The following is a 24,267-nucleotide window of genomic DNA, read 5'->3' as shown; positions in this document are numbered from 1 at the left end:
ACTCTTTGTGAAACAGGCATCTTGCCTGTGGTTGAGAATTGTGAAACAGGCATCTTGCCTGTTGTTGAGAATGGTACGGGCGGGCAAGATGCCCACCCCACAAGCAGATTCACTCTTTGTGAAACAGGCATCTTGCCTGTGGTTGAGAATTGTGAAACAGGCATCTTGCCTGTTGTTGAGAATGGTACAAGATATCTGTTCGATCGCACAAAGTGCCGCGGCTTCTGCTACACTAGGCGTCCCGACTTGTTCGACTACAATATTTGAAGGATTGGGGACTTCTACGGAACTTAAAATGTCAGCAGCAAAGGTTTTTAACGGCCAGTTTCGGGCTTGACAAAGTTCCAGCAAGCCGACTTCACCTGCTTTAGTGTCTATTGTAGCAATACCTGCGATCGCACTTTCCGCTAAATGATAACCGCGACATACATTTTGAATCGCTGTTTCGATTAATTCTCGCCCTGTTCCGCGTGCACAACCTATCCCTATCCACAACACTCTCGGATGCCACTGAACTTTTGGCAAAACAGATTCCGGCGAAAATCTTCTCTGGGTGAAACTAATCCAAATTCGGGCTTTGATAGTTGAGAGATTTTCCCCCTCCCAATACAAAGAATGTTTTTCTGGCAGACTGTTTTGCCACAAAGTAGAACCAACTTCTTGAATTACTTCGACAGTTTCCCCTCTAGCCATAGCCGCCGCCACTCCAGTCCAGTCACCTTCGCCTCTACTCCAACCGCAGGGAATGTCTAGCATATCTAAAGTAAATTTATCGCTCATTATTCAGTTATCTATTTTGTAGTTTCACTGAGCCCGCAATCTTAAAAAAAACTTAACACTCTGTTTAGTGAAAATTTTGGTATAATTGTAGCACAAACTACAAAAAATCCCACATTTAAGATGGTAGAACTAAATCAGTTACTGTTAGAGCTTGAAAGCAACCTCAAATCGGAAGGAGTGAAAAAAGAATGGAAAGAGCGCCGGTCAAGTTGGGTTAGCGGTGTGGCAGCATCAGTTAACCTGACATATCTAGCAGAATTGCTAGTTGAATGGGAATCAAACTTGCAGGGAGAATCGGTTGATATTCAGTGGCAAGAGCGTCGCAACCGTTGGGTAGAAGAATGTCTGGGAGCATCGATTGTTCAAGAAGTATCAAGTTTATTGCTGGAACTTGAAACCAATATAAATTCGGAAGCTATGGCTGATGAATGGCAGCAGAATCGGGAGAATTGGGTACAGCAAATGCACAAGTTTAACGAGTAGTTTCGAGGAGTCAGAGCCTGTAGATATGCGTTTTCAGGCTCGATAATTTCCTAATGACTAATGACTAATTCTTCATCTTTCTGCCAAACCCCATTCCGAAAAATATCTGCGAGTCCTTCAGCCATTTCCTGCATTTGCTACCGAGAAGGATTGGCTTCCATAATCGTATTTTGACTGAAGGGCGCGACTGCACACATTCCCAAAAATACCTGAGCGACAATCTTCGGATTCATCTTTGGATAAACTTGTTTTTCCATCGCCGTTTCCAAAAAAGCCTCAGCCACATCCCTCATTATAAAAAACCAACACTCTCAATCAATAAAATTTGTACAAAAATAGCACAAACTGCAAACAAGACAAAATTTAATATGGTAGAACTAAGCCAATTACTGTTAGAGTTTCAAGCCCACCTAAACTGGGACGCAGTGAGGGAAGAATGGAAAGAACGTCGCGACTGTTGGATGAGCGAGGTGTCAGCAGCAAGTGACGAAAAACACCTAGCCAAATTGCTAGTTGAATTAGAATCAAATTATCAGCGAGAAGCGGTACAAAGTCTCTGGAAAATGATCCGTGAAAGTTGGGTAGAAGAATGTCATATAGCATCGACGCTGGAAGAAGTATCAAGTCTCTTGCTGGAACTTGAAAGCAATACAACTTGGGAAGTAGTGACGGATGAATGGCAGAATAATCGGGAGAAGTGGGTACAGCAAATGTACCAATTTATAGAGTAATAATTCACTCAATCAAAATCCACTTTCATGGTGAATGATGTCCCTCCTGTGCGGTTGATTGTCTCGCTTCCCTCAATTACTTTAAATCCCGATCGCCCGTACAAACTCAGGACTCGATTTGAGCTTCTGACACTCAGGGATACCGATCGATAAGAGACTTTGGCTGCTGACAGCAAACGATCCAGCAACTGCGTTCCTACACCCTGATTTGTATATTCTGGAAGAACGGCGATCGCCAATTCCGGGATAGTATCGTCAACCCAGCCAAACCCCTTGTCATCCTCTGTAAACAAACGCAGCCAGGCGGCGCCTACTGGCTGGTTCGCGTTCAATTCGATTGCTGCGAAGCCCAAATCGTTTGCACCTCCCCAATTCTTGACATATTTCGCAATTAAAGGATGATTGACAACCGCTTGCACCCTTGATTCGCCTTCTTCTGCCATGTGCGCCGCTTCATACAGCATTTGCCACAGAAAAGGCTCGTCTTCCTGCGTTAGCGGCCGAATAGAATAGTGCAAAATTTGGCCCATAACAACTTTTCCCTGTTGCCCTAATTATTCATCTTTCAGCAAAACCCCATTCAGAAAAATATCAGCTAATCCTTCCGCCATTTCCTGCATTTCCTGCGGCGAAGCATTCGGCTCCATAATCGTATTTTGACTGAAACCCGCGACTGCAAACATTCCCAAAAATACCTGAGCGACAATCTTCGGATTCATCTTCCGATAAACTCCTTTTTCCATCGCTGTTTCAAAAAAAGCCTCAGCAACATCGCTCATTTTTCCGATGACTTCCAATTGAATTCTGTCGCGCAAATCCGGGTGAAATTGCGCCTCCAAAAAACACACCCGCATCATGTCGCTATTCTCGCGGATATTCAGCATCCGTCGCCGCATCACCTGAGCCACTGCTTTGTAACTGCCCATCTCGCTTAATTCTGTCAGCAAATCCGTCAGCAACTCCACCCATCCTTCCGTCGCCACCTCAATCAAAATCGCTTTTTTATTATCAAAATGCCGAAATAGCGTACCCTCGGCCACCCCCGCCGCCGCTGCTAAATCGCGAGTTGTCGTACCGTCGTATCCGCTGCGGGCAAACAACCGCTGAGCGGCTTGTAAAATCCGCTTCTTGGTTTCTGTTTCAGAAGGAGGAGACTGATGAAAAATTCGCATGGCTTTGCAATGGGTAATTGGCTACTTGGAACTACGGGAGCTGGACTGAGGGACTAATTGATGTTAAGTTTTAAAAAGAATCTCTGGCATTGAGGGCAAACATTTTTTTGTTTGACAATCCAAAATCCAAAATCTAAAATCTAAAATCGAATGACCCTTTTTGAGATTTGCTGTATCAGCCTAACATCTGCGGCGCAACAGATCGCTTATGCCTCCAAAAATCTTTATCCTGAGAAAAGAATCTCTGGCCAGCGAGCACAAACATTTTTTTGTTTGACACTCCAAAATCTAAAATCTAAAATCTAAAATCGAATGACCCCGCAGTTCCAAAAACCCCGTGAAGCGAAGCTATCCCGTAGGGAATCGCCCGATCGCCAAACTCGATTCATTGCCTCCCTGCTAGCTGCTGTACTGCTGTGGTGGGGAATTTCCCCCGAAAGCGCCCTCGCCCGCCCCAACCCCGCTAGCGGCTCCCAAGCAGTCTCTGTTCAACCGTCGCTCGATCGAGTAATCAGCCAAGTCAGCGAATTTAGGCTCGACAACGGCATGAAATTCATCGTACTCGAAAGGCCCAGAGCGCCCGTAGCATCGTTTCTGATTCACGCCGATGTCGGGGGCGCCAACGAACCCGACGGCCAAACCGGAGTCGCTCACTATCTCGAACATTTAGCCTTCAAAGGCACGCCAAAAATCGGCACTACCGACTACCAAGCCGAAAAGCCGCTGCTAGAAAAACAAGACCAACTCTTCGAGCAAATGCAAGCAGCCAAGGCCAGCGGCAAAACTGAAGAAGTCGCCCAATTAAAAGCAGAATTTGACAAAGTTGAAGCCGAAGCTTCGCAATTTGTCAAGCGCAATGAACTCGGCAAAATAGTGGAACAAGCAGGCGGAGTCGGACTAAATGCCGCTACTTCCACCGACGCCACAATGTATTTTTACAGCCTTCCAGCTAATAAGTTAGAAATGTGGATGTCGCTGGAATCTGAGCGATTTCTAGAACCAGTATTTCGGGAATTTTACAAAGAAAAACAGGTAATTTTAGAAGAGCGCAGGCTGCGAACCGAGAATTCTCCGATCGGACAAATGGTTGAAGCTTTTGCCAACAAAGCTTTCTCTGTTCATCCCTACCGCCGCCCCGTAATTGGCTACAGTGAAGACATTAAAAACCTCACCCGCAGTGACGTGCAGAAGTTTTTCGAGACTCACTACGTCCCCAGCAAGCTGACTGTGGCGGTGGTAGGTGACGTGAAAGCTTCGGAGGTGAAGCGACTCGCTCAAATTTATTTCGGCCGTTACAAGGCGAAACCAGCCCCTCCAGAATTGCAACTTGTCGAACCTCCCCAAACGCAAACTAAGGAAGTCACGCTGCAATTAAAAACTCAACCTTGGTATTTGGAAGGATACCACAAACCGGCGATGAATCATCCCGACAATGCGATTTATGAAATGATTGGTTCTTTGCTCAGCGATGGCCGCACTTCTCGGCTCTACAAATCTTTGGTAGAACAACAGCAATTGGCGCTGGCTGCTCAAGGTTTCAGCGGTTATCCGGGGGAAAAGTATCCGAATTTGATGTTATTTTACGCTCAAACTGCTCCGGGCCGCACGGTTGATGAAGTAGCCTCCGCTTTGAGCAAGGAAATCGAGCGCCTGAAAACAGAGCCGGTTTCTGCTTTGGAATTGGAGCGCGTGAAAACTCAGGCGAGAGCCGATTTGTTGCGATCGCTCAATTCTAATATGGGCATGGCATTTGCGCTGGTGGACTATCAAGTAAACACCGGTTCGTGGCGAAATTTGTTCAAGGAATTGGAGGCGATCGCGGCTGTTACTCCCGCTGACATTCAGCGTGTCGCTCAGGCAACTTTCCGCCCGGAAAATCGCACGATTGGTAAGCTTTTGCCACTTTAAGAAGAAGGAAGGCACGACACGGATTTTGACACGGATACACGGATGAATTGTCGAGCGTGAGGCATTCATCAGAAAGAAGAAAGACTCGTTCCTAGGCTCGGCCCATTCCTGAAAACTTAAGACTGAAACCCCTAATAAATGTCGCTTTTAGTCGAGTCTCGCTCCCCCTCGCATCCCCCTTAATAAGGGGAGTAGGGGTTGACGAAAGAGAACACTCTTGTCCCCCCCTTCTTAAGGGGGGTTAGGGGGGATCTAGACTTCGCTACAAACAAGAGAGACGGTCGGTTTAACGTTAAGTTGTCACGCCTTGGGCAGAGCCGGGGAACGCAGATCCAGAGGCTCTGCCTCGCTATGTCACAATATAAAACTTAGGAGAAAGAATGAAAAGGACTAAATTGAGACTGAAAAAAGTAAAGTTATTTCTGCTATCCCTGTGCTTTTTTACTGTTTCACTGGGCACGTTTAATTTGTTACCTTCCTTTGCGGCGGCACCCAAACACTACGACGAATTAACATTTCCCCCGCTGGCAGAAATTAAACTGCCTAAATACACTCGCTTCGAGCTGAAAAATGGCATCCGGGTGTATCTTATGGAAGACCGGGAACTCCCGTTAGTCGGGGGAACGGCGCTATTTCGCACGGGCGAGCGCTTTGAACCTGCCGATAAAATTGGATTGGGAGGTTTGACGGGAGAAGTGATGCGAACTGGTGGCACGAGCCGGCATACGGCTGATGAATTAAATCAGTTGCTAGAACAGCGAGCAGCTTCGGTAGAAACGGGGATTGATGTTAGTTCTGGCAGCGCTAATTTTAGTGCTTTAGCTGAAGATTTGGAACCCGTGTTTGACTTATTTGCGGAAGTGATTCGGGAACCAATATTTGCTAAGGAAAAGTTGGATTTAGCGAAGAACCAAACTCAAGGTGCGATCGCCCGCCGCAATGACGATCCTGACGATATTACCGGTCGCGAGTTTCAAAAGTTAATTTACGGCGATCGCAGTCCTTACGCGCGCACGGTAGAATACAAAACCCTCGCCAATATTTCCCGCGACGATTTGGTGAGTTTCTACCAGAAATATTTCCACCCCAAAAACATGATTTTGGGTATTTCTGGCGACTTTGACACTTCTAAAATGCGATCGCTCGTCGAGCAAAAATTTGGCAACTGGCAACCGAGTCAAAGTGCAGAAGTGCCTGCGCTACCAACCGTATCGCCCGCAAATGGCGGCGGCATATTTTTGGTAAATCAGCCGCAATTAAGTCAAAGTTACGTGCAAATGGGACATTTGGGCGGAATGCTCAGCAGTCCAGATTACGGTGCTTTGGACGTGATGAATGGGGTTTTGAACGGTTTCGGTGGCCGTTTGTTTAATAACGTGCGATCGCGCCAAGGTTTAGCTTATTCAGTATACGCCGCTTGGAGTCCGAGATATGACTATCCGGGGGTGTTTGTCGCAGGAGGCCAAACGCGATCGGATGCCACAGTACCGTTTATCCAGGCAATTCGCGCCGAGATCGATCGTATCCGCACCGAACCAATTACCCAGGAAGAATTAGCTTTTGCTAAAGATTCCACCCTAAATTCTTTCATCTTCAAATTTGAAAATCCCAGTCAAACTTTGTCGCGATTAATTCGCTACGAATACTACGGTTATCCCGAAGATTTCATTTTTCGCTACCGCCGCAGCATCGAAGCAGCAACAATTGCCGACGTGCAGCGCGTAGCCAAGACTTACTTGAAACCGGAGAATTTGGTAACATTAGTAGTTGGAAATACGGAGGCAATTGAACCGCCGTTATCGAGTTTGGGAACTTCGGTAAAAGTGCAATCTGTTGATATCACAATTCCCCCAGCGACTTAATTTATTTACTCGTCTACTCGTTACCAGGCAGAGCCTGGTAACGCAGATCCGGAGGCTCTGCCTCCATTTTCGGAAGTATTTTGTAGGGTGCGTCGCTGCTGAAACTTCGCTCTTTCTTTGTGAATTTTCTTTCTTCGACGCGCCTGACTATTGTGTGGTGCGTCGCTGTGAGATTGTCGCTCTTTCTTTGTAAATTTTCTTTCTTCGACGCACCCTACGGCTAACTACTGCCAAAAGTCCACAACGATCGGTTCCAACACACCCGGTGCGCCGCAATGGATGTGAAATGCGGTCACATTGGCCGCATCAACGCCTGACACTTGGAACTCAAAATTGCCGGAACTCAGATGGCGCGGGAACCGTAGCTTACCATAGGCTATGGATTGCACCTTGAGTTCTGGATCGGCTTCTTGGGCGGGATGTAAATAGGCTTCATACTCGGTGAAAGACCGATAGCCAGCGGGTGGATTCGCCGCGATCGCGGGTTATAATAGGGTCATCAAGAAATTGGGTAGAAACCCCGTCCTTTTAGGACGGCTTTGTGTTACAGTATAATTGGTCAACGACCCACCCGAGACGATGGATCAAACAGCCTATACGAGCGAAGTTCAGCTTGGTGCTGACGGCGAAGCAAAATCGGTAGACCGGGAAAAGAGGATAGGGCAATGGTAAACATCCCTAGAATCAAAAATACGAAGAATTCCGTTTGGTATTCGACACGTAAAAACCGCTTTCTCTTGCGGGGTTAGTCTGTGGAGCAAACATAAGACCAAATCTCTTTGAGGGTGGAGGCAGTTGCGAAGAAACAGAAATTCAAATCGTGAGGTTTGGGAATCCCCGTCCGCGACGGTCGGGGTGGATGTCAACAGGACTAACAATGTACAGGGAGCATCTGTACGCAAGCTTTTGTAGTGCGAGATCTTGAAGTGAGCGCTACATACTATAAGCCCGTGCGAGCACTTCAATATCTCGCACTCAAACAAAAAATGCTTTTTACTCTCCCCAGAGATGCTCCCAATGCACTGACCAAGACACCAATCAGAAATTTCATATTGCACTCCCTGATGAAGTTGACTAACTCTCCCAGTATGGAAACGGAATTCAGCGAAATCATTGGCAGTTTCTGATTAAATGGTACTGACTCAGAAGCATAGGAAAGACCGAATGACCCATTATGACTTGATTGTCTGTGGTGGCGGCCCAGCGGGGACGGTGGCAGCGGCAACGGCTGCCCAGCGGGGGTTGAAAGTTGCTTTGCTAGAAAAATATTCCTTGCCTCGCCATAAACCCTGCGGTGGGGGAACGCCGGTTGCCATCCACCAAGTCCTCCGGGATCTGGTTCCTGATGCAGTGGTGGAATGCAATGTGCGGTATATGCGGCATACCTGGCAGTTTGGCGATCCCTACCTGGGGGCGATGAATCTGCCCGATAGCGATGACCACTATTCTCTCTGGATGGTGCAGCGGACTCTGTTTGACCAAGCTTTGGCTCTTCGGGCTGTTCAGGCAGGGGTAGAACTGCGGGATGGGTTAGCGGTGCGATCTCTGGAACTGGAATCAAGCCGGGTAACGGTGCGGGCAAAGGCCATGAAAGCCAATGGGGATTCCGGTCAAGGAGGGGAGTTTGTGGCAACGGCGTGCCAGGTGATTGGGGCAGATGGCGCGAATGGAATTGTGGCTAAGGTTGCCAAGTTGCGACAGAATCCGGCGATCGCCCTGGGCATGGAAATCGAACTCCCCCACGCATGGGATGCCAACCACCCCATTCTCAAGCCCGACACGATCCATGTGGAATATGGTGCCATTCCCCGTGGCTATGCCTGGATTTTCCCAAAAGCCAATCACCTCAATATTGGCGCAGGCGTGTTCCATTCCCGCTATCGGGATGCCCGCGAGGATCCCAAGGCCCGTGGGGAAATTCAGCGCACGATTTTTGAATATATGGATCATTTGCAAATTCCCTACCAACGAGAAGCCTTGAAGTTTTATGCCCATCCCTTGCCCATCTGGAATGGCCGAGAACCCTTGCATACGGCCGATGGACGACTATTGCTAGCGGGTGATGCGGCGGGGTTGATTAACCCGGTGTTTGGGGATGGCATCCTCCATGCGGTCAGAAGTGGCGTGATTGCGGGCAACTGTGTGGCCGAAGGGAAGGTGCACCAATATAGCGATCGCATCCATGCTGAGTTTGCCACCAACTTCGACGCCGCCCGTCAGCTCGCCTTTATGTTCTATCGCTTTCCCAAACTTTGCTCTAAATATGGTGTCAAACATCCCAAAGGCACCCGACTCGTCACCCGACTCCTGAGTGGCGATCTGGAATTCACCGGCATCCTAGGACGAAGCATCCGGCGGATTGGCATGGGTTTGGTTCAAGATCTATTCAGACCATCGACTGAAAATTCGGTCCTTTAGAATTCTTTTGAGAAAATCACTGGTCGATTCGATGGAATCAGGTTAACTTATGAATTACAAAGGAAGCTATACAGAAACTTTCGACCTATCCACCCCAATCAGGGAGCTATACAGAAAGTTTCAGCCTATCTACCCAAATCAGGGAGCTATACAGAAAGTTTCTGTATAGCTTCCCCAATCAGGGAGCTATACAGAAAGTTCGATCGCGACGCACCCTACGGCTAACTAACGAACATCCCGCCCTTTCAGGCCAGCAGATCGGGATCGACACCCAACTCCCGCAACTTTGCCGCCAATACATCCGCCCGCTGGCGTTCCTGTTGGGCCCGCAGCCGTTCCTGTTGGGCCTGTTCCGAACTCCACAGCAGCAAATTTCCCTGCGAATCCCACCAGCGCAGCCAATTCATAGTTTGCCCCAGCCGTTCCCCCGGCCAAATCCCCAGCCACAAATCTAACTCTGGAATCCGCACCCGTCCCTCAGCATCAGCCGTCTGGGCTGCATAACCACCATTTTGCAAATACCGCACTTCCAGCTTGGGCTCGTAGGGATCGTAGGTAACGTAGGTGGGCACTTGCAGAATCTGTTCGTAGAAGTAGAGCTTGCCGTAGGGAGGAGTCGATCGCACCGACAGTTCGGCGTAATCTTCATTAGACAAAAACTCCATCACCACCGATACCGGCGCACCCTCCAAATTCGGCGTGTAACTGCGGCGAATGGTGCCATCTGCGACTCGATGCACTTGCGGCGCGTAAAACCAATCCGGTGCTTTGACTACAGTCTGCTTATTTACTGTCGCTACCAGTCCAAAATTGGAACCGATTAGGGCGATCGGCCCAATGCGTCCAGCGGCTCCCAGAGCATCGGTGAGAGCGGCAGCAAGGGGTGGTTGTTGAATATTTTCCACGGGATCGTCCGGTAATACAAAGTCGGCTGGTAAGGCTTCCCAGGTGACAGTTGGTGCTTTGGAACTCGATGGGATTTGAACAACCATTAGCTCATACCATTTTAGATTTTAGATTTTAGATTTTAGATTGGAAAAGAAGGTGTTTGTAATGAGGATTAAAGTCCTCCTAAAACTCGCTCGGACTTTAGTCCTCACTACAAACAATCCTCAACTAAAAATCAATACTCAAAGGCGCTCTCGGAAACGGAATCACATCCCGAATATTCCCCATTCCCGTCATAAACTGCACTAACCGTTCAAATCCCAAACCAAACCCAGCGTGAGGCACAGTACCGTAGCGGCGCAAATCCAAATACCACCACAATTCCTCCTTATTCATACCCTGGGCTTCCATGCGCCGCTCCAACACATCCAGCCTTTCTTCCCGCTGCGAACCGCCGATAATTTCCCCAATATTAGGAGCCAAAACATCCATTGCTCGCACCGTTTTTTCGTCATCGTTTAAACGCATATAAAATGCTTTAATCCCGACGGGATAATCGCTGACAATTGTCGGCTTTTTAAACAAGTCCTCAGCCAAATAACGCTCGTGTTCCGACTGCAAATCCAAGCCCCAACTTACCGGAAAATCAAACTTTTTGTCGGCTTTTTCCAAAAGTGCGATCGCCTCGGTATAAGTAATCCGCTCGAACTGATTATTAATGATATTTTCAGCAGTAGCCAAAACCGTTTTGTCAATGCGTTCGTTGAAAAACTCCATATCTTCCGGGCAACGCTCCAAAACGTATTTAAAAATGTACTTTAAAAACGCCTCAGCCAAATCCATATCTCCCTGCAAATCGCAGAAAGCCATCTCCGGTTCAATCATCCAAAACTCCGCCAAATGCCGCGAAGTATTAGAATTTTCCGCTCTAAAAGTCGGGCCAAAAGTGTAAACATTGCCGAAAGCCATCGCCATAACTTCCGCTTCCAACTGGCCGCTAACTGTTAAATAGGCGCGCTTTCCAAAAAAGTCTTTAGCATAATCAACCTCTTGCGAATCAGTGCGCGGCACATTCTTTAAATCAAAGTTGGTAACGGCGAACATTTCCCCCGCACCTTCGCAGTCGCTAGCAGCAATAATCGGAGTATGAACCCACAAAAAACCACGTTCTTGAAAAAATTGGTGTACCGCCGCCGAACAAGCATTGCGGACTCGAAAAACAGCACCGTGGGTGTTTGTGCGCGGTCGCAAATGCGCGATTGTCCGCAAAAATTCAAAGGAATGGCGCTTTTTTTGCAGCGGATAAGTTTGCGGGTCTGCATCGCCGTAAACTTGTACTTGTGAGGCTTTCAACTCAATTCGCTGTCCCTTCGCCGGAGATGCTACCAGCACTCCCGACACTTCTAGAGATGCACCTGTATTCAGTTGTTTCAGTACATTTTCAAAATCTGGCAAATCGGAACTTATGACTACTTGCAAGTTAGCCATCGCCGAACCGTCGTTGACTTCGACAAAGGCAAATTCTTTCAATTCGCGTTTGGTACGAACCCAACCTTGAACACTTACAGTTTCGTCGGGTTCACCTGCGCGCAAAATCGCTGCAATTCGTTGATTTGTCATATCCACTCCTGTTTATTTAATATTTTGCACCATATTTCTCTATTTTCTCTGACTCAGCGTCCTCTGTGGAACAGGCGTCCCGCCTGTGAATTTCTGCGGTTCATTAAAAAAAATCATAAATCCCAACATCCTTCAACCTGCATAGGATTTCAAAATCCAACCGATCAAAATGCCGAGTCCCCCAAACCGAACTGCTTGCCAAAAAGGTTGTTTTATGCTTCCCCACGAAAACAGGCTGCTTTCTAAATTCAACTCGATAGTTTCCAATTCTTGCTCAATTTCCCGCAATTCTTTTTTGAGTTGCGGCAATGGATTTCGACGCCCCGACTGGCGGATTTCTTCGCGGCGATGGCCGAGTTCGACTTGGCGCTGTCGATCGACCTGAATTTGAGTGTACCGTTCTTTGACTGCTGCGAGCGATCGCTCAACTGCTGCGAGCGCTTGAACAAACTCACTTTCTTGCTCTTCGGGATTTAACTCTGACGGCTGTTGAGGCATTTCGATCTGCAAACCTGACAATAATAATAAAAAAAACCGATTTCCAATTAAGTTGTTATTATATGCAGTATATTTTTTAAATTCAGAAACGGCAGCCAAATCCGTATAATTGCCAATTATGCTTGAAACTACACAAACAACCCAAACTGTCAACCTCAACGAGCTGAGCACGGTAGAACTAGCCCAAGCTCTCGCCGCGCGCCTCGCCATCGGCGAAAAAGATTGGCACCGCCTCAAAGCCAACCGTTCCGCGCGGGCCTGCGAGCAAGCTGCGGCCGCTTTGGTCTTTTTGCTCAAAAAACAGCCCGAAGAAGCTCTCCCGCGCTTAAACCAAGCAGCAGGATGGCTGGATCGATCGATATCTGCTCCTCCCTGCCCCACCCACGGCAAATAATTAGATTGCTTCGTTTTTCGTAACGCTGGGCGGTTGGGAGTTTTGACTTGATTAGTCGCTCAAAATTTAGACAATCGCGCCGCTAGATCGAGCAGCGCGATTGTGAGTTGAAAAGATTTATACTTTTTTAACTCAAAACTCACATTTTGCATTACGATCAGCTATCAATAGCCATAGCGTTCAAATTCTCACTGCAAGCTTGAGCCCGAGAACGAAAAAATTTCCCGGTCTAGCGGAGGTGAAAACTGCTGCTTTCATAGCGGTGCTAGCGCAAGCGAGGCAGTCGGTAGGGACTGGCCAGTGCTTTGCACAGCCGTAACTCTGTACCTTCAGAATTCCACTCTACCCGATCGAATATTTGGTAAAGAATAAACAACCCCCTACCACATTCCTGTTCCACATGGGGTAGTCCAGAGTTATCTGCAACCTCCTCTGTGAGGAGACTGTCGCAATCATCGGTATAAAGGTTGCAACTGCAAGGAGCCTTAAAGCCAGAACCTTCATCCGATATCACCCACCAATATTGGTTTTGGACGATCGAAAAACGGACTCCCACAGTTTTACCGGGATCTAATTTGTTTCCATGCTTAGCAGCATTTACCAAAGCTTCTTGAAGCCCCAACCGCAATTCCGCTTGCCAGAAATCTGGCACTTCTGCTAGGAGCAGATCCAAAATAGGACAAAGGTATAGAGTAGAAGCGAAGCTAATCGTAATCCAATTGCGTCCGACGGGACGAGGTGAAATAGCAATCACTCAGAAAACTCCCTAACTTTCAGGTGGATAAAGTTCACACCCTGCATAGTTGGCTCCCTAGTATTCAAAATGCTAATTAATTGAGCTGCGCTGCTCTACTTCTATCTTAGAGTATCAAAGCAATTAAGAACAGCAAACAACGTCACAAAATATTCAGCGATTCTGAGAAACTTCTGCAGAGAACCATCAGTAATTTTACTTATAAGTTCTCCTAGCAGCGAAATTTTTGAGTTTGACTTTTGCCAACTAGCAACCAAACGGCTAGCTGCATCCCCTAAGCCGTCAACAGCTACCTAACAAACGATCCCCACCTTGAAAAGCTCGGAAATAACTATAAAAAAGTCGATCCCTTCACCCTCGCCCATCAGGTTCGACCCTCGCAGCCCCTGGGTAAGCGCCATCGCCCAGAACTTGATGTGGCCGCCAAACAGCCAAATCATCATACCTAGGTATGTTGCAGCCCAAACCCGATTTATTTCCCCAAATGCGATCGGGCCAAATATCTCCCATTGCTGCGCCCCTCACAAAATCAATATTCGTTACAAAACTTATTAAGCCTGAGTGCGGGCGAGCGCGATCTCCCAACTCGCCCAAATTGACCTATCCTTTGCTGGCGAAACTCCGGGGCGTTGTTCCAACTATATAAATCTGAATGTCGCGATACAATAGTTAAAGTAAATAATTATTTCTTTACATTATGCAAGCAACCCCAGCCATAACTGCAGCCCCCATAGCTGGCACTTACTGGCAGTGGCGAGGGCATTCAGTATACTACGTTCGATCCAGCGATCGGCATCCAGAACGCCCTCCCCTGCTGTTAATTCACGGTTTTGGAGCCTCCACAGACCACTGGCGCAAAAATATCAGCGGCCTGAGCAAAGACTTTGAAGTGTGGGCGATCGACCTTTTGGGATTCGGGCGATCGGCAAAACCAGAATTGCAGTACAGCGGCGACCTCTGGCGCGACCAACTCCACGATTTTATCACCAACATCATCGGCCGGCCCGCCGTACTAGCCGGTAACTCCCTAGGAGGCTACGCCGCCTTGTGTGTAGCAGCCCAGCGCCCCGAATCAGCAGCCGGACTCATATTAATCAACAGCGCCGGCCCCTTCAGCGAACCGCAGCCCGCACCCGAAGCCCCGCCCTTGCAAAAAGCCATATCTGCAGTAGCTAAAACCTTATTTCAGCAAGATTGGGCAAGTTTTCTGCTGTTCCAGTACGTGCGCCAGCGATCGACAATTCGGAAAACCCTAGAAAAAGTTTATCTCGACCAAAGCGCGGTTACAGACCAATTAGTAGAAGAGATTTACCTTCCCTCCTGCGATCCCGGTGCCCCCAAAGTATTCGCCTCCGTATTCCGAACACCCCAAGGCGAAAAAATTGACGTATTACTTAGTCAATTAAACTGCCCGTTGCTAATGCTGTGGGGAGAAGGCGATCCGTGGATGAATTCCACAGAAAGAAGCGCTAAATTTCGCAAACACTATCCGCAGTTGACAGAACACTTTATCAAAGCTGGTCACTGTCCCCACGACGAAGTACCAGAACAGATAAACGAACTGATTCGCGCATGGATAATTGACCAATAGTCGATCGGCACATAGATAATTTTTCCCCTGCCATCTCCTCCCTCGGAGAGGGGGAAAATTATCCGATTTGCAGTAACAATCTATTTATTGTGTTCTCACAAACGCGGTTAAATTCTACTCACATATTCTGAGGAGACGGAAACAATGACCCGCAAAAAGACTCGCCGCAATTTTATATTGACCAGTATAGCTGTTGCCAGCGGCATTGCAGGCGCTAAGGCGATCGAACAGCAGGATTGGGAAATCGCAGCCACACCCAATAACCAGGCGGCCGCCACAGTAAAAATGCCAGAACGACTGTTAGGCAACACCGGGGTGAAAGTGCCGATTTTCGGTTTGGGAGGGGCCGGACAAACACCGCTGTCGCAGCCGGGAAGAGAAGCAGAAGCGGCGGCGCAAATTGAACGGGCGATCGAACTAGGCATTCGCTATTTTGACACGGCCGCCGACTACGGGCCTAGCGAAGAAAACTTAGGCAAAGTTTTGCCACCATATCGAGATCGCCTATTCCTAGCCACAAAAACCGCCGCCAGAGACAGAGACGGCGCGTGGAGAGACTTAGAGCGATCGCTCAAAAGATTGAAAACCGATCGGCTAGACTTGTGGCAACTCCACCACGTCTCATTCCAAACAGAATTAGACCAAATTTTCAGTGCCAAAGGAGCAATAAAGGCGATCGAAGAAGCCAAACAGCAAAAAATAATTCGTTTTTCCGGCATCACCGGACACCACGAACCAGCCATCATTGCCACAGGCTTGCAGCGCTATCCTTTCGACACAACATTAATCTCCCTCAACGCCGCCGAAAAACACCATCCGCGCTCCTTTGTTACCAGCGCTTTACCAGTGGCCAAAGCCAAAAACATCGGCGTCATAGCCATGAAAATACCAGCTTACGGCAAATTATTTCAGAACGGTGTTTTAGATGGAATGCACCAAGCAATGGGCTACACGCTTTCACTTCCCGGCGTGCACTGCTGCGTCATCGCCGCCGACTCAGTAAAGCAATTAGAAGAAAACTTCAAAGTCGCCCAAGCATTCAAACCCCTAAACACAACAGAAATGGCAGCACTTGAAAAACGCACCGCCGCCGCTTGGGAAGAAAATACATTTTTCCGACAGTGGACTTAAAATATCAACTCCAAAATCCCTTTTTTCCTGTGTGTTCGTTGTGGTGTGTTTATTGTGGCGCGGGCGTCTCGCCCGTGAATCATCAGAAAATTGGGTAGAAACCTCGTCCTTTTAGGACGGCTTTATATTACAATATAATTGGTCAACGACCCACCCGAGACGATGGATCAAACAGCCTATACGAGCGAAGTTCAGCCCGAGGTGCTGGCGGCGAAGCAAAATCGGTAGACCGGGAAAAGACGATAGGGCAATGGTAAACATCCCTAGAATCAACACAGGAGAAGAATTCCGTTTGGTATTCGACACGTAAAAACCGCTTTCTCTTGCGGGGTTAGTGCGCGAGAGCGAACATAAGACCAAATCTCTTGTAGGGTGGAGGCAGTTGCGAAGAAGCAGAAATTCAAATCGTGAGGTTTGGGAATCCCCGTCCGCGACGGTCGGGGCGGATGTCAACTTATGTGCGATCGAACGAATGCAATCCAATTGTTTTGTAGTCAGGACTTGAGTCTCATAAAACTACTAGGACTCAAGTCCTCACTACAAACCTAAAATGTTTATGTTACCGAACTTGTTTTTATCTGCGGTGAAAATATAGCAACCGCCAAGCCAATTAGGAGATTTTCAATTGCTCAAACCATTGCGATTGTTGCTTCTTCCTTCTTCCTGACATCCGTTACATCCGTTACACAATCCGTTGCCGAACTTTTTTCTTCATGACATCCGTTACATCCGTTACAGAATCCGTTGCCGAACTTCCTTCTTCCTTCTTCCTGACATCCGTTACATCCGTTACACAATCCGTTGCCGAACTTCCTTCTGCTATACCTCAAATCAAAAAACAAGGCGACCCAACCAGGTCGCCTTGTTCTTTATCATAAAAGATGCAATTTGTCAACAGCCAAAAGCTACTTTTTTTTCCGTTTAGCCTTATCTAACCGCCTGCGATCGCGCCACTCAACAGAAGTCAAATAAGCGACCCCGCCAGTCACCGTCACCAGCAGTACAAAGGCCACTAAAACGAGAAAATTAGCAATCGAAAATTCCACAACCCCTCTTCCTCTGATTTTACATTTTCTACTTTCGATTTTAGATTAAAAATGTTAACAATTAACAGTTGAATATAGACTGCTAACTGTTAACAGTTAACACTCCCTTCAAACTGCTGGCAACTCTTCCAAAATTGTAAACCTCACATGATTAATTGCCAGACTCCCCACGGAAACCTCCTCCTTGTTTAAAGGAAGACCGCCGCTGGTGAGACCTTGAAACCGGATTCCCTTGCCAATTTCTACGTGATACCAAGCCAAACCCATAAAAAATCGCAACGGATAAGGGCCTCTGTCTTGAATATCATCAGGATTAGATTCCATTGGCACCCAGCCAAAACCTGGAATGTAAAATTCCAGCCAAACGTGATTGAAATCCGGCTCCAGCGACACACCTTTTCTGTCACCAAAAGCCGGACACTTGTAGCGGCCGATCGTGCGGCAAGCAATCCCGTTTAACCTAGCCAAAGCTAACAAAAGTCCCACGTATTCGCCGCAGGAACCGATACCGCGGCGCAGCACAATATCGGGAGTGTCAATGTGAGGTCTAATTCCGTAAGAAAGTTGATCGTAAACAAAATTGCGAATGCTCAGCAATTGCCTGAGAATGTTTGTTTCCGAGCCAATGGCAGCCACAGCAGCCGATCGCACAATCTCCGTATCCATCGCCAAATTGTCATTATCAACCAAATACTTAGCTGCAAACTCCGGCGACAGCTTCGGACTCTTTTCGACATCCCGAGGCGACAACTGATACTTAATCGATCGAACTTCTAACAAAGCCTTCCAGCCAAAAATTCGGCGTTCCCCAGGGTGCAGCCGATCGAACTTAAACACCGCCACCCGTTCTCCTTCCTGAATTTCCTCAGTAAAAGGCATTCCGATCGGCGTAATTTTCCTGACCTTTTGTCGGTGAGTTTGCGAAGGCAAAGCAATCCGCCACTCCAAATTTTCGATTTCTACCTCATCGAGGGGAGACAGTTCCTCCACATAAGACATTTCCATCAAAAAACCGTTTGACAAAGCGTAGCGCTCGGCTTCATTGTAGTGAAAAGACAAAGGCTGAATAAAAGTGCGATCGCGCTTCGTCAACTGAAAAGGATCTTCCGAATTGGGGTCATCCCGGATGTAAAGTTCATCCCCGGCATAAGCCACGTACAGAACATCTTCCCCGGTTTCCGAATCCTTGTGAAAAGCCAAACCCGAAGGCGACTCAAAGGGAGTCAAAACGCTAAATTTAATCTCCCCAGTTCCCCGTTCCAAACAGTAAACAGTTTGCTCAGTCTTGTCGCAAACCCAAAGTTCCTCATCCCGGACAGTGATATTTTCTACCCCAATACCGGGAGCATAAAACCGAGTAATTTCCCGACCAGTTTTCAGGTCAAAAACCAGAATCGCGGCTAATCTCTGGCAAGTCACATAAAGCGTAGATTTCCAAACAGCAATGCCGTCAGCAGGATAAGAAAGCGAAACAAAATGTTCCGGCTTGAGTTCAGTTATCGCCCCGTCCCGAATTGCGCCCCGACAGCAACAAATATCCTCATCCCGCGCAAACCAGAGAGTATCTTCCGAAATAGCCAGCCCCGTTGCGCCGGCAAACTTAGGCGTGTGATAAGGATTCAAAACAGTAGTGTTGTCAGTTTCTCGATCGATCTCCAATAGCAGCCCTTCGGCGCGATCGACAGCGAACAACCTATTTCCTAAAAAAGCAATGCCGTGCAGTGCCAAAACCCCGATGGGTCTTACCATCCGCAGCCCCGAAGGCTGTTTGTCCGAGAGAACAGGTGAATCGAGATTCATGCTAAATTTCTTGCCGGTATTGTACACAAAAACTGATTTGTAACTTGTAGCCGATCGCTTGAGGTTCACCAGCAAAATTGCCGAGTTTCCTGATATCCAGGACTGACGCATTAACTGGGTGTTGTTAGGAAAAGACCCCTTGTAGCCTCTTGTCTGAGTTAAAAAACCCGGAATATTAGTCTTTGTCAAAGTTGGGTTTAACAAGCTCAACCCAACCTGCTGCCGTGAATGGAATTAAGTATAACTACTAAGCTACCACTGACAAACGCGACAGAGAATTCTATGTTGATCAGAGCGACCCAAATAATCGTATCTGCCTGAAGATATAAATTAAGTACAAGAGATTACTATATCCGTCAAAACCTTGGATAGAATAAAACCGTGAGATAAAGTTCCTAGGTTCATCAGAAGGCAGGTTCGTCATGGCTTTGAAGTCTGCTCTAAATATCGGTGCTCTTTCCTTAATTCTGTCTTTAGAGGCAGTTGCCGCCGGTAGTTTTTTAATACCAGCAGAGGCTCTCAACAGCCCCGCAAACATTGTCCAGCGCGCCTCACCACCGCAGCTACCCCTCAACTGGCAAACAGTTCAACCCGCCCAAGCAAGCGGAAGCAGACCGAACAGCCAGCAATTAGGAGCCGCGTGGAATAGCTTTCAACCGCCGGAGGACGGAGTACCCGGAAGGCGGGAAGGGGGAGGAACCCGCGGCTTAGAATGCCCCACGGCCACAACTGCCTTAACTGCCTTGATTCCCCAATCAACTATGGGGCAAACCATATCAGCAAAACCGACATTTTTCTACTACCTTCCCGTAGCCATCGACAAAACAGTTCAGTTTGAGTTAGCAGACGAAAGGGACAAAACACTATACAAAAAAAGTTTTCGCATGGTAACTAGCCGTGCAGGTGTAGTTAGCGTCAGCCTCGGCTCCGATGAAAACTCGCCAGCCCTAGAAGTTGGCAAAAACTATCAATGGTACTTTACTATCAAATGCAACCCAAAAAATACAACAGATGATGTTCTCGTTTCCGGGTGGATCAACCGCACCGCACTCGCCCCAACCGTGAAAACAGAGTTGGATCGATCGCCCGATCGCACCAAGCTCAGCATCTTCGCCCAACAAAATCTCTGGTACGAGTACCTGGCAACTCTAGCTCAATTGCGTATCGAGTCTCCCAGCGATGCCAGTTTAGCGATCGAGTGGTCAGCAGTGCTCAACTCAGTCGAACTCGGCAAAATAGCCCAAGAACCCTTAGTCGCAAGTGAGTTAACACCTATCACAAGAAAATAATTCAACTCCAGTTTCACGCAAAGAATGCAACGGTAGGCCCGTGCCCCAAACTGTTATAGCCATCAGTCATAGCCCAATCTAAAACCTAAAATCTAAAATTTAAAATGGTATGACTGGTGCAGCAAGTACGAAAAACTCGGTTTCGAGCGCGGTATTTGGCAGCGCCCCAGATGATTTTTGGCTGTTGCGGGTTGTTTGGTCGATCGTCCTAAATAAATTAAAATTTTTGTACCGATCGGCAGTTCGGACTTCTGGCATATTGAAAGGCGGGCGGTGGAAATTTTGATGGTCAAATTTCGCCTAATACTTAATGATAAACTGGCATAGTCAAGCAGCCGACAAACTTATTTTAGAGAAATTATTAATTATGCGCCCGAATGCAAATATTGCACTATTTCGGTTGGGGATTTCACTTCTAACTGCGCTGCCGATGGCTTGCTTTTATGCCAATAAAGCTATATCCCAAACAAAGGATATTTCTCAGTTGCCCGTCGCTGCTGACAACTCAGCAGATACGGGCAATCAAGTATTAGCCCTGCAAAAACTGGAAATCAAGCAGGATGAAACAGCAACAAACTTAAATCAGCTTCCCGATGCGATCGAGACCAACCCTGAACCAGAAGCACAATCGAACCCCGCCGAGAACAGGCAAGATGCCTGTTCCACAATCATCGATGAAACTGCTTGTGGTACGGGCATCTTGCCCGAACCAAAAAATCTGGTTGACAACCAGCCCCAATGTCAGAACCAGCTAGATTGCAATCATGTTTTAGCCCAGAACCAACCCTCGCTGCCTCCAAACCTGCCACCGCCGCCGACGCAGCCCGATCCAAATCGCGATCGATTTCTGCAACCGGCCCCCCAGCCTTCCCCAGAACCTCCCCAAGTACCGCCCACAGTAGCGCCGCCGTCCCGGTCGCCAGTTCCCCCAACGCTGCCGAATACACCAATTGAGGTGCAGAAAATTCAAGTAGTTGGCAGCACAATTTTAAGCCAAGACGAAATTAATGCCTTAGTCAACCCGTTAGAAGGCCGTTCTACCACCCTAGAACAGCTCAAACAAATCGCCGACAAAATTACCGAAATTTACCTCAATCGTGGCTACATCACTTCGAGAGCAGTCTTGCCGCCCCAAACTATCACCGCAGGGGTAGTCCAAATTCAAGTTATTGAAGGCAAGCTAGCCCGAATAGAGGTAGAAGGAACTAAAAGATTGCATCCAAGTTACATCCGCAGCCGGATTCGACTCGGTGCTGGAATGCCTTTAAGCACAGCTTCCTTAGAAGACCAACTCCGGCTGTTGCGGGTCGATCCTTTATTTGACAATGTAGAAGCCAGTCTGCGGGCTGGGGATAATGAAGGCGAGAGCATTCTGATCGTCCGAGTCTCGGAAGCTAATCCGTTTCAACCTAGTTTCAGCATTGACAATTACTCGCCTCCCAGTGTCGGTTCCGAAAGATTGGGAGTTAGTTTGCGGCACCGCAATATAACAGGAAATGGCGACGAACTTGCAGCGGCTTATTACAGATCGCTCGGCGATTCAGACGTGTTTGATTTCAGCTATCGCGTGCCGCTAAATGCGATGAACGGCACTTTGCAATTGAGGGCGGCACCGAACCGCAACAGTATCGTACAACCACCTTTTAACCGTGCTGACATTTCGGGAAAATCGCATTTATTTGAAGTTAGTTACCGCCAGCCGCTGCGGAGAACGCCGATCGAAGAATTTGCCTTGTCTGCTGGTTTTACTTATCAGACAGGCAGAACTTTTGTCGCCGGCGAACCGGTTCCTTTTGGCATCGGCCCGGACTCCAATGGTGTCACCACTACGAGCGCAATTAAGCTGGGACAGGACTACATTCGGCGTGACCCGCAGGGTGCTTGGGCCTTGCGATCGCAATTTACGATCGGCACTAGCTTGTTTGATGCTACTCAAAACGAAGGTTCCGATCCCGACGGACAATTTTTGAGTTGGCTGGGTCAAGTGCAGCGAGTACAGCGATTGAATGACAAACATTTATTAATTTTGCAGGCAGACTTACAGTTGTCAGCTAATAGTTTGTTGCCTTCACAGCAATTTGTAATTGGCGGCGGACAATCTTTGCGCGGCTACCGCCAAAATGTCCGTTCTGGGGATAACGGCTTCAGAGTTTCGATCGAGGATCGGATTACTTTGCAGCGCGATGCTTCGGGAAATCCCCAACTTCAATTAGCTCCATTTTTGGATGCGGGTACGGTGTGGAACGTTGCGAACAATCCTAATACATTAACCAATCAGACCTTTTTAGCAGGTTTAGGTTTAGGGGTAATCTGGGAACCGATACAGCGGGTGAACCTGCGCGTAGATTACGCTTTTCCTTTGGTGAGAATTAGCGATAAAGGCGACAATCTGCAAGATAAGGGAATTTACTTCAACATAATTTATACGCCCTAAAATGAGCGATTTCCGGCTCTGCTACCCATATAAATTGTCTGTTATGGCAGAGGGGAGATGGGAAGAGTGGGGGAGTGGGAAATGAAGAAATATTTCCTTCTTCCTTCTTCCTTCTTCCCTCTTCCTTCCACATCCGATATTAATCGCCGACTTCCCCGACAACCTCCGCAGCAGCCTGAGTTTCCAGCCAGAGTTTGAGCAGCAAGAACTCCGCCCGATCGCCCAAAACAGTCGCAAACACGCCCTGGGCCCCCTCAGATGCGTCAGAAATCCACGTACCGCGCAGAGTCACTTCTACAAAGTCAGCATCAGCAACACAAAGGGCGATCGCATCGTTGTCGTTTCGGCGCGCCTCAGATTCCAACAGAGGCAGCGCCGACAAATTCGCGGGCAGCAAAAATGCCGCAGTGCTCGGTTCGACGCTGATGCTTTGACCAACTCGCATAGCCAGCACAACTCGCAGCGCCACTAACTGTTCGGGAGATTGAGCCAAACGCTCTAGGTTAAAGCCCGTTTCAGTGTAAGTCAACTTCAGCATATTGACAGCCCTAAATTTGGAATTGAAAGTTAAAAATTGGTAATTGAAAATTGGTAATCGGGAATTGGTAATTGGGAGTTAGGGCAGATTTTAGATGAGAATTACGCATCAATTTAAAATCTAAAATCTAAAATCTAAAATTCTTCCCATTACCTATTCCCCTATTTGATATTCGTGCCAAAACAGTTCGGCAAAAGCAACAGTGGGGTGTATGGGGGCCTTCGGCTTAGTTCGCAGAGTCATTCCAGCTTCTACGGGAGTTCGATCGCCCTTACGAGAGTTGCACCGTTCGCAAGCAGTCACCACGTTGTCCCAAGTATGCGGGCCGCCCTTCGATCGAGGCATGACGTGATCCAGCGTCAAATGCCGATTGCTACCGCAGTATTGGCAAGAATGAGCGTCGCGGCGCAGAACTTCCCGGCGATTGACCGGGGGCACTTTCCACAGGCGTTCCCTGTTACCAAAAGTCAAGCGGATTTGTTCGGGTACGTGGATGCTGGTGCTGGGCGATCGCACCAGCCAGCCGTTGCCAATGCTAAAATCCAGAGGTTCAGCCTTGCCTGTTACCAACAGTACGATCGCCCGTTTGATGTTGACACGGCTCATCGGTAGGTAATTCTGAGAAAATACCACCACAGATTGCCTCAATACATCAGTTACTACGGTCACGGCTTGCTCCTCCTCATTTGGATTTTAGATTTTAGATTTTAGATTTTAGATTTGGGATTTGGGATTTTCGGTGCAACGCCTACATTGGCTACATCTGGTTTTTTCCCAGTTCCCCAAGCGGATCGAATTTCTCAAATATCCAATCAAATGCCCCCGCTTCTCTTACGAGAGAAGCGGGGGCTAGAAAAACTGCTTTCATGCAAATTTTCATCCTGTCTGGGTACAGTTGTTTAGCTGTACCTCCCGCTTCGCGTCTCTCGA

At 47.9% G+C, this 24,267-nt stretch carries 24 protein-coding genes and 1 pseudogene; 12 read left to right on the top strand and 13 right to left on the bottom strand.

Features of this window, described 5'->3' with window-relative positions:
• Positions 1-780: cobalamin biosynthesis protein (locus QT992_RS07130; RefSeq protein ID WP_333336475.1), on the bottom strand; the 780-nt coding region annotated here is incomplete at its 3' end.
• 120 nt (positions 781-900) lie between these two features.
• On the opposite strand from QT992_RS07130, the gene QT992_RS07125 reads away from it, so the two are divergent.
• Positions 901-1,263, top strand: a complete 363-nt coding sequence (locus QT992_RS07125) for a hypothetical protein (RefSeq protein ID WP_333314811.1) — start codon at positions 901-903, stop codon at positions 1,261-1,263.
• Positions 1,264-1,313: 50 nt separating this feature from the next.
• Here the strand turns inward: QT992_RS07125 and QT992_RS07120 are convergent.
• Positions 1,314-1,556, bottom strand: a pseudogene (locus QT992_RS07120) (TetR/AcrR family transcriptional regulator); the annotation flags it as partial.
• 75 nt (positions 1,557-1,631) lie between these two features.
• Here QT992_RS07120 and QT992_RS07115 point away from each other — a divergent pair.
• On the top strand, positions 1,632-1,994 hold the full coding sequence (locus QT992_RS07115) for a hypothetical protein (RefSeq protein ID WP_333103045.1): 363 nt from the start codon (positions 1,632-1,634) through the stop codon (positions 1,992-1,994).
• Between the two features lie 8 nt (positions 1,995-2,002).
• Here the strand turns inward: QT992_RS07115 and QT992_RS07110 are convergent, their stop codons facing one another.
• Together QT992_RS07110 and QT992_RS07105 are read right to left on the bottom strand one after the other, a co-directional pair.
• The gene (locus QT992_RS07110; RefSeq protein ID WP_333336473.1) at positions 2,003-2,524 is read right to left on the bottom strand and encodes a GNAT family N-acetyltransferase; all 522 of its coding nucleotides are present in this window, start codon (positions 2,522-2,524) and stop codon (positions 2,003-2,005) included.
• A gap of 24 nt (positions 2,525-2,548) precedes the next feature.
• A complete protein-coding gene (locus tag QT992_RS07105; protein ID WP_333314807.1) occupies positions 2,549-3,166 on the bottom strand; it encodes a helix-turn-helix domain-containing protein in 618 nt (205 codons plus the stop codon).
• A gap of 312 nt (positions 3,167-3,478) precedes the next feature.
• On the opposite strand from QT992_RS07105, the gene QT992_RS07100 reads away from it, so the two are divergent.
• The 4 genes from QT992_RS07100 (at position 3,479) to QT992_RS07085 (ending at position 9,354) form a co-directional block, all read left to right on the top strand.
• Positions 3,479-5,074: a pitrilysin family protein gene (locus tag QT992_RS07100; RefSeq protein ID WP_333336471.1), complete on the top strand. Its 1,596-nt coding sequence runs from the start codon at positions 3,479-3,481 to the stop codon at positions 5,072-5,074.
• A gap of 380 nt (positions 5,075-5,454) precedes the next feature.
• Entirely contained in the window at positions 5,455-6,936 is a 1,482-nt protein-coding gene (locus QT992_RS07095) for a pitrilysin family protein (RefSeq protein WP_333314804.1), read from the top strand.
• Between the two features lie 926 nt (positions 6,937-7,862).
• Positions 7,863-8,063: a hypothetical protein gene (locus QT992_RS07090; protein ID WP_333314799.1), complete on the top strand. Its 201-nt coding sequence runs from the start codon at positions 7,863-7,865 to the stop codon at positions 8,061-8,063.
• 37 nt (positions 8,064-8,100) lie between these two features.
• Positions 8,101-9,354, top strand: coding sequence for a geranylgeranyl reductase family protein (locus QT992_RS07085; RefSeq protein WP_333336469.1), 1,254 nt, complete (start codon positions 8,101-8,103; stop codon positions 9,352-9,354).
• A 245-nt stretch (positions 9,355-9,599) separates the two neighbouring features.
• Here QT992_RS07085 and QT992_RS07080 read toward each other — a convergent pair whose 3' ends face one another.
• The 3 genes from QT992_RS07080 to QT992_RS07070 form a co-directional block, all read right to left on the bottom strand.
• A complete protein-coding gene (locus tag QT992_RS07080) occupies positions 9,600-10,346 on the bottom strand; it encodes a Uma2 family endonuclease (RefSeq protein WP_333336467.1) in 747 nt (248 codons plus the stop codon).
• 124 nt (positions 10,347-10,470) lie between these two features.
• A complete protein-coding gene (asnS, locus tag QT992_RS07075; protein WP_333314792.1) occupies positions 10,471-11,862 on the bottom strand; it encodes an asparagine--tRNA ligase in 1,392 nt (463 codons plus the stop codon).
• Positions 11,863-11,994: 132 nt separating this feature from the next.
• Entirely contained in the window at positions 11,995-12,360 is a 366-nt protein-coding gene (locus QT992_RS07070) for a DUF2203 domain-containing protein (protein ID WP_333314790.1), read from the bottom strand.
• Positions 12,361-12,478: 118 nt separating this feature from the next.
• Between QT992_RS07070 and QT992_RS07065 the strand changes: the two genes are divergently transcribed.
• Positions 12,479-12,754 carry a DUF6439 family protein gene (locus tag QT992_RS07065; RefSeq protein ID WP_333103061.1) on the top strand — a complete coding sequence of 92 codons (276 nt, stop codon included), beginning with the start codon at positions 12,479-12,481 and terminating at the stop codon, positions 12,752-12,754.
• A gap of 265 nt (positions 12,755-13,019) precedes the next feature.
• Here the strand turns inward: QT992_RS07065 and QT992_RS07060 are convergent, their stop codons facing one another.
• Both QT992_RS07060 and QT992_RS07055 read right to left on the bottom strand, forming a co-directional pair.
• Positions 13,020-13,508: an anti-sigma regulatory factor gene (locus tag QT992_RS07060; protein ID WP_333314787.1), complete on the bottom strand. Its 489-nt coding sequence runs from the start codon at positions 13,506-13,508 to the stop codon at positions 13,020-13,022.
• A 351-nt stretch (positions 13,509-13,859) separates the two neighbouring features.
• The gene (locus QT992_RS07055) at positions 13,860-14,018 is read right to left on the bottom strand and encodes a hypothetical protein (RefSeq protein ID WP_333314785.1); all 159 of its coding nucleotides are present in this window, start codon (positions 14,016-14,018) and stop codon (positions 13,860-13,862) included.
• Between the two features lie 187 nt (positions 14,019-14,205).
• Here QT992_RS07055 and QT992_RS07050 point away from each other — a divergent pair, with 187 nt between their 5' ends.
• Together QT992_RS07050 and QT992_RS07045 are read left to right on the top strand one after the other, a co-directional pair.
• Positions 14,206-15,099 (top strand): alpha/beta fold hydrolase, encoded by an 894-nt coding sequence (locus QT992_RS07050; protein WP_333336464.1) that lies wholly within the window; start codon positions 14,206-14,208, stop codon positions 15,097-15,099.
• A 144-nt stretch (positions 15,100-15,243) separates the two neighbouring features.
• Positions 15,244-16,230 (top strand): aldo/keto reductase, encoded by a 987-nt coding sequence (locus QT992_RS07045; RefSeq protein ID WP_333336462.1) that lies wholly within the window; start codon positions 15,244-15,246, stop codon positions 16,228-16,230.
• A 905-nt stretch (positions 16,231-17,135) separates the two neighbouring features.
• Here the strand turns inward: QT992_RS07045 and QT992_RS07040 are convergent.
• Positions 17,136-17,276 carry a hypothetical protein gene (locus QT992_RS07040; RefSeq protein ID WP_190736053.1) on the bottom strand — a complete coding sequence of 47 codons (141 nt, stop codon included), beginning with the start codon at positions 17,274-17,276 and terminating at the stop codon, positions 17,136-17,138.
• Positions 17,277-17,384: 108 nt separating this feature from the next.
• Positions 17,385-19,076 carry a transglutaminase domain-containing protein gene (locus QT992_RS07035; protein ID WP_333314863.1) on the bottom strand — a complete coding sequence of 564 codons (1,692 nt, stop codon included), beginning with the start codon at positions 19,074-19,076 and terminating at the stop codon, positions 17,385-17,387.
• Between the two features lie 422 nt (positions 19,077-19,498).
• Between QT992_RS07035 and QT992_RS07030 the strand changes: the two genes are divergently transcribed.
• The 3 genes from QT992_RS07030 to QT992_RS07020 all read left to right on the top strand — a co-directional run bounded on the left by QT992_RS07030 (position 19,499) and on the right by QT992_RS07020 (position 22,799).
• The gene (locus QT992_RS07030; RefSeq protein ID WP_333314780.1) at positions 19,499-20,365 is read left to right on the top strand and encodes a DUF928 domain-containing protein; all 867 of its coding nucleotides are present in this window, start codon (positions 19,499-19,501) and stop codon (positions 20,363-20,365) included.
• Positions 20,366-20,474: 109 nt separating this feature from the next.
• Positions 20,475-20,651 carry a hypothetical protein gene (locus QT992_RS07025; protein ID WP_333314777.1) on the top strand — a complete coding sequence of 59 codons (177 nt, stop codon included), beginning with the start codon at positions 20,475-20,477 and terminating at the stop codon, positions 20,649-20,651.
• A 24-nt stretch (positions 20,652-20,675) separates the two neighbouring features.
• The gene (locus tag QT992_RS07020) at positions 20,676-22,799 is read left to right on the top strand and encodes a ShlB/FhaC/HecB family hemolysin secretion/activation protein (RefSeq protein WP_333336460.1); all 2,124 of its coding nucleotides are present in this window, start codon (positions 20,676-20,678) and stop codon (positions 22,797-22,799) included.
• A gap of 139 nt (positions 22,800-22,938) precedes the next feature.
• On the opposite strand, the gene QT992_RS07015 is transcribed toward QT992_RS07020, so the two are convergent.
• A complete protein-coding gene (locus tag QT992_RS07015) occupies positions 22,939-23,337 on the bottom strand; it encodes an alr0857 family protein (RefSeq protein ID WP_333314772.1) in 399 nt (132 codons plus the stop codon).
• A gap of 153 nt (positions 23,338-23,490) precedes the next feature.
• A complete protein-coding gene (locus tag QT992_RS07010) occupies positions 23,491-24,006 on the bottom strand; it encodes an HNH endonuclease (protein WP_333153410.1) in 516 nt (171 codons plus the stop codon).
• Positions 24,007-24,267: the final 261 nt, after the last annotated feature.

This window comes from Microcoleus sp. T3_D1 (genome assembly GCF_036700405.1).
Classification (GTDB): domain Bacteria; phylum Cyanobacteriota; class Cyanobacteriia; order Cyanobacteriales; family Microcoleaceae; genus Microcoleus.
This window is presented reverse-complemented; position numbering and strand designations above follow the sequence as displayed.

Excerpts from the sequence above, each read along its gene's own strand:
- QT992_RS07035 (WP_333314863.1), bottom strand. The coding sequence starts at position 19,076 with ATGAATCTCGATTCACCTGTTCTCTCGGACAAACAGCCTTCGGGGCTG.
- QT992_RS07050 (WP_333336464.1), top strand. The coding sequence starts at position 14,206 with ATGCAAGCAACCCCAGCCATAACTGCAGCCCCCATAGCTGGCACTTAC.
- QT992_RS07085 (WP_333336469.1), top strand. The coding sequence starts at position 8,101 with ATGACCCATTATGACTTGATTGTCTGTGGTGGCGGCCCAGCGGGGACG.
- QT992_RS07045 (WP_333336462.1), top strand. The coding sequence starts at position 15,244 with ATGACCCGCAAAAAGACTCGCCGCAATTTTATATTGACCAGTATAGCT.
- QT992_RS07125 (WP_333314811.1), top strand. The coding sequence starts at position 901 with ATGGTAGAACTAAATCAGTTACTGTTAGAGCTTGAAAGCAACCTCAAA.
- QT992_RS07115 (WP_333103045.1), top strand. The coding sequence starts at position 1,632 with ATGGTAGAACTAAGCCAATTACTGTTAGAGTTTCAAGCCCACCTAAAC.
- QT992_RS07055 (WP_333314785.1), bottom strand. The coding sequence starts at position 14,018 with ATGGGAGATATTTGGCCCGATCGCATTTGGGGAAATAAATCGGGTTTG.
- QT992_RS07080 (WP_333336467.1), bottom strand. The coding sequence starts at position 10,346 with ATGGTTGTTCAAATCCCATCGAGTTCCAAAGCACCAACTGTCACCTGG.
- QT992_RS07025 (WP_333314777.1), top strand. The coding sequence starts at position 20,475 with ATGACTGGTGCAGCAAGTACGAAAAACTCGGTTTCGAGCGCGGTATTT.
- QT992_RS07015 (WP_333314772.1), bottom strand. The coding sequence starts at position 23,337 with ATGCTGAAGTTGACTTACACTGAAACGGGCTTTAACCTAGAGCGTTTG.
- asnS (WP_333314792.1), bottom strand. The coding sequence starts at position 11,862 with ATGACAAATCAACGAATTGCAGCGATTTTGCGCGCAGGTGAACCCGAC.
- QT992_RS07070 (WP_333314790.1), bottom strand. The coding sequence starts at position 12,360 with ATGCCTCAACAGCCGTCAGAGTTAAATCCCGAAGAGCAAGAAAGTGAG.
- QT992_RS07030 (WP_333314780.1), top strand. The coding sequence starts at position 19,499 with ATGGCTTTGAAGTCTGCTCTAAATATCGGTGCTCTTTCCTTAATTCTG.
- QT992_RS07095 (WP_333314804.1), top strand. The coding sequence starts at position 5,455 with ATGAAAAGGACTAAATTGAGACTGAAAAAAGTAAAGTTATTTCTGCTA.
- QT992_RS07110 (WP_333336473.1), bottom strand. The coding sequence starts at position 2,524 with ATGGGCCAAATTTTGCACTATTCTATTCGGCCGCTAACGCAGGAAGAC.
- QT992_RS07105 (WP_333314807.1), bottom strand. The coding sequence starts at position 3,166 with ATGCGAATTTTTCATCAGTCTCCTCCTTCTGAAACAGAAACCAAGAAG.
- QT992_RS07100 (WP_333336471.1), top strand. The coding sequence starts at position 3,479 with ATGACCCCGCAGTTCCAAAAACCCCGTGAAGCGAAGCTATCCCGTAGG.
- QT992_RS07020 (WP_333336460.1), top strand. The coding sequence starts at position 20,676 with ATGATAAACTGGCATAGTCAAGCAGCCGACAAACTTATTTTAGAGAAA.
- QT992_RS07065 (WP_333103061.1), top strand. The coding sequence starts at position 12,479 with ATGCTTGAAACTACACAAACAACCCAAACTGTCAACCTCAACGAGCTG.